Consider the following 4,456-nt stretch of genomic DNA (forward strand, 5'->3'; position numbering starts at 1 on the left):
CGCGGCCCGGGGGGGCAGCCCCCGCCCCGCGGGTGGGGGCGCTCCCCTCGGGCGGCGCGCCCACTGCTCCCGTTCCGAGCGGTTCCACGCAGCTCCGCGCAAAGATCGTCCCTCGCACGAACGGCACTAGACTTCCGCCATGCTCAAAGCTGACCGCACCTCCCGGATCCTCACGCACCTCACCGAGACGGGCAGCGCCGACGTGCACGAGCTGGCCGGGCTCCTGCGGGTGTCGGCGGCCACCGTCCGCCGGGACCTGCAGGAACTCCACGACCAGGGCCTGCTGCACCGCACCCGCGGCGGGGCGGTCACCGGCGCCGTCAACCTCGAACTGCCGCTGCGCCACAAGCACGGCACGCGGCAGGCGGAGAAGCGCCGGATCGCCCTGGCGGCCGACCGGTTGGTGCCCGACGGCGCGGTGGTCGGCCTGACCGGCGGCACCACGACCAGCGAGCTGGCCCGCGTCCTGGCCGAACGCGGCGGGATCACCATCGTGACCAACGCCGTCAACATCGCGGCCGACCTGATCGTCCGGCCGGACATCCGCCTGGTGGTGGTCGGCGGCATCGCCCGGACCACCAGCTACGAACTGGTGGGGCCGGCCGCCGACCGGATGCTCGCCCAGTACCACCTCGACATCGCGTTCATCGGCGTGGACGGCCTGACCCCCCAGGAGGGCTGCACCACGCACGACGAGATGGAGGCCCAGACCGACCGCGCGTTCCTGCGCAGCAGCGCGCGGTCGGTCGTCCTGGCCGACAGCAGCAAGAACGGCCGGGTCACCTTCGCCCGGATCTGCCCGCTCTCCGAGGTCCACGACCTGGTCACCGACGCCGAGGCCACGGCGGAGCAGGAGGAGGCGATCGCCGCCGACGGGGTACGGGTCCTGCGCGCCTGACGCCGGGCCGCCGGCCTCACGGACCCGGGTCCCGAAAGTCCGGACCCCGCAGGCCCGGATCCCGCACCTGCTCATGCAACGCCCGGCCGGGCCTCCCGGCCGGGCGTTTCTGTCGCCGCAACGGTTGACATGAACTCACTAACACAGGAAGCTCTTTCGCATCTGCGCAGAATCAGCGTGTATCAAGCATCTCCGATCACTCATCAAGCGCATACGAAGGCGGTAACTGCGGTGGACAAACGTGTGCCGGCCCTCCTCACGGTGTGCGCCCTCGGCGCCCTCGCCCTCACCTCCTGCGGCAGCGATGGCAGCGGCGGCGGCACCGACGCCGACGGCAAGGTGACGCTCAAACTGGTCGTTGCCGACTACGGCGACAAGGAGTCCAGCTGAAACGGCGCGAGGCGGCGGGCGCCCGGACCGCGGCGTACCCGGCGATGGAGTACCGGCACGGGCCGATCAGCATCGCCGAACCGGGCCGGGTGGCCTGGGTGTTCGGCGCGCCGCCCGCCGGGCTCGCCGAGGACATCACCCGGGCCGGCGCCCTCCTGGTCGCCGGATCCGGTGGAACGGACGGCGCCCTGGACCCGCTGGCCGACCTCGTCCGGGCCCAGCGGCTGGCCGTCGCGGTGGCCGAGTCGCGGGGCTGCGACCCGGACCGGCCGCGGCACCTCACCCGGTCCGTCGTCCTCGGGGACCGGCGCTGTCCCTGACCGGCGCCGTTCGCCCTCACCACCGCGTGCCCTCACCACCGCGTGCCCTCGCCACCGCGCCCGATCGCCCGCCCGGGCGCGTCCGGCAGGTCCTGACCGCCCACCTCTTCACCGTCGAACGGAGACACCACCGTGCGCCTGCTCCGGCCCCACCTCCGCCGGGCCGCCCTCACCGCGGCCCTGGCCGTCCTCCCCGCCCTGGCCGGGCCCGTCCTCCCCGCCCGGGCCGCGACCCCCGGCTCCGCCGTCCTCGACCAGGGCCACCAGAGCGTCACCTGGCAGAGCCCGCAGTACGCCAAGGGCACCCTCGGCGACCCCGGCAGCTGCCCCCCGGCCGCGCAGGACCCGGGCGGCACGGTCTGCGACCACTTCGACCTCACCGTGAACGTGCCGGCCGGCTACTGGGACGACAATCCGGAGGGCGGCGTCCCGGTGTCCGTCCGCTGGCAGAACCGCACCGACGACTTCGACCTCTACATCTACGACGCCACCGGCAAGCAGGTGGCCAGCAGCGCGGGCACCGCCGACCCGGAGGCCACGGTGATCCCGAAGGCCTCGGGCACCTACCGCGTCCTGGTGGTCCCCTACGACGTCCACGGCGGCTCCTACACCGGCACCGCCTACCTGCCGCAGACCGCCGACGCCGGCGACCTGACCGGCTTCGGCGGCTCCCAGGGCAGCTACGACATCTCCGCGGGCACCCTGAAGGCCCGGGTCGACTTCCTCGCCGACGACCAGCTGCGCCTGCGCGCCGCCCCGGACGGCGTCCTCACCGATCCGGCGGGCAGCACGATCGTCCGCACGCAGCCCGAGCCGCAGCGGGACACCAGCACCTTCGACGCCGGGGCGTACTACGGCATCCGCTCCAAGGGCCTGGTCCTGCGGGTCTACAAGCACCCGCTGCGGTTCGGCCTGTACACGTCGGACGACCGCACCGCCCTCTGGCAGGAGAGCGCCCCACTGCGCTGGAGCACCGGCGGACTGCGGCAGAGCCTGGTGCGCGGCGCGGACGAGCAGTTCTTCGGCGGCGGCGAGCAGAACGGCTCCTTCTCGCACCGCGACCGGACCGTCCACGTCGCCAACAGCACCGACTGGAACGAGGGCGGCTGGAACAACTCCCAGCCCTTCTACGTCTCCTCCGCCGGCTACGGCGTCTTCCGCAACACCTTCACGCCCGGGATCTACGACTTCGGCTCGCCCGTCCGCACCGGGCAGCAGGAACGCCGCCTGGACGCCTACTACTTCACCGGTGACGTCAAGGCGGTGATCGGCCGGTACACCGACCTGGTCGGCAAGCCCTTCATGCCGCCCGTCTACGGGCTGGAGCCCGGCGACTCCGACTGCTACCTGCACAACGCCAACCGCGGCGAGCGCCACACCCTGGACGCGCTGAAGGTCGCCGACGGCTACGTGGACAACCAGATGCCGCTGGGCTGGATGCTGGTCAACGACGGCTACGGCTGCGGCTACGAGAACCTGCCGCAGACCGGCACGGGCCTGCGCAAGGACCACGCCCAGCTCGGCCTGTGGACCCAGAACGGCCTGCCCAACCAGGCCGAGGAGGTCAAGGCCGGCGTGCGGGTGCGCAAACTCGACGTGGCCTGGGTCGGCAACGGCTACGACTTCGCGCTGAACGCCTGCGACCAGGCCAAGGCCGGCATCGAGGACAACAGCGACGCCCGCGGCTTCGTCTGGCTGCCGGTCTCCTGGGCCGGCGCGCAGCGCTGCGGCGTGCTGTGGAGCGGTGACCAGAGCCTGTCCTGGGACTACATCCGCTGGCAGATCCCGACCTATGCCGGCGCCACCATGTCCGGCATCGCCTACAACACCGGCGACGTCGGCTCGATCTACCGCCGGGACCCCAAGATGTACGCCCGCGACCTGCAGTGGAAGGCCTTCCTCCCGGCGATCATGACCATGGACGGCTGGGCCCGGGACATGACGGGCAAGCAGCAGCGGGACCAGCAGCCCTGGCTGGACGGCGAGCCCTACACCTCGATCAACCGCAAGTACCTGCAGCTCAAGGAACGGCTGCTGCCGTACATGTACACCCTCTCCGCGGAGGCCACCCGCACCGGCGTCGGCGCGGTCCGCCCGCTGGCCCTGGAGTACCCGCACGACCCGAACGCCCTCGGCCCGAACGCCACGTACGAGTTCCTGGCCGGGCCCGACTTCCTGGTCGCGCCGGTCTACTCGGACACCACCGTGCGCGACGGCATCTACCTGCCCGAGGGCACCTGGACCGACTACTGGACCGGCCGCACCTACCAGGGCCCGACCACGGTCAACGGCTACTCCGCCCCGCTCGACACCCTGCCGCTGTTCGTCCGCGGCGGCGCGATCGTCCCGATGTGGCCCAAGGGCACGCTGTCCTGGGAGAACCGGGACCGCTCCGAGCTCGACTACGACCTCTACCCGCAGGCCGCGGGCGACTCCTCCTACACCCTGTACGAGGACGACGGCGTCACCCGGCAGTTCAACGCCGGCTCCTCGGCCACCCAGCAGGTGGACGTGCACACCAACCGCGCCGTGACCAACGTCCGCATCGGCGCCAGCGAGGGCGACTACGCCGGCAAGCCGGCCCAGCGGTCGTACCGCCTCACCGTGCACGGCCGCCCCGCCCCGCGCCTGGTGGCCGGCGACGCGGGCCCGCTGCCCCGGCTGGACTCGGCGGCCGCGCTCGACGCGGCCGGCTCGGGCTGGCACTACGACGCCGCGACCGGGGTGACGACGGTCCGGACGCCGTCCGTCCCCACCGGCGACGGCTTCTCGCTCAACCTGGTCCACGGCGGCAACTGACCGCCCGGCGGCGAGGGGCTTCCACCCCGGTACGGCAAGGGGCCCGTAC

At 72.8% G+C, this 4,456-nt stretch carries 3 protein-coding genes and 1 pseudogene; all 4 read left to right on the forward strand.

Annotated features, from left to right (window positions below; all coding sequences use genetic code 11):
• Window positions 1-139: 139 nt before the first annotated feature.
• The 4 genes and pseudogenes from ACWGKU_RS37270 (at window position 140) to ACWGKU_RS37285 (ending at window position 4,407) form a co-directional block, all read left to right on the forward strand.
• Entirely contained in the window at window positions 140-898 is a 759-nt protein-coding gene (locus ACWGKU_RS37270; protein WP_452180015.1) for a DeoR/GlpR family DNA-binding transcription regulator, read from the forward strand.
• Between the two features lie 231 nt (window positions 899-1,129).
• Window positions 1,130-1,288 carry a hypothetical protein gene (locus ACWGKU_RS37275; RefSeq protein ID WP_452180021.1) on the forward strand — a complete coding sequence of 53 codons (159 nt, stop codon included), beginning with the start codon at window positions 1,130-1,132 and terminating at the stop codon, window positions 1,286-1,288.
• A pseudogene (locus ACWGKU_RS37280) lies at window positions 1,285-1,608 on the forward strand (SIS domain-containing protein); the annotation flags it as partial. The gene ACWGKU_RS37275 and the pseudogene ACWGKU_RS37280, both read left to right, overlap by 4 nt.
• 132 nt (window positions 1,609-1,740) lie before the next feature.
• The gene (locus tag ACWGKU_RS37285; RefSeq protein WP_452180014.1) at window positions 1,741-4,407 is read left to right on the forward strand and encodes a glycoside hydrolase family 31 protein; all 2,667 of its coding nucleotides are present in this window, start codon (window positions 1,741-1,743) and stop codon (window positions 4,405-4,407) included.
• Window positions 4,408-4,456 lie beyond the last annotated feature (49 nt).

The organism is Kitasatospora sp. NPDC054768 (assembly GCF_053612025.1).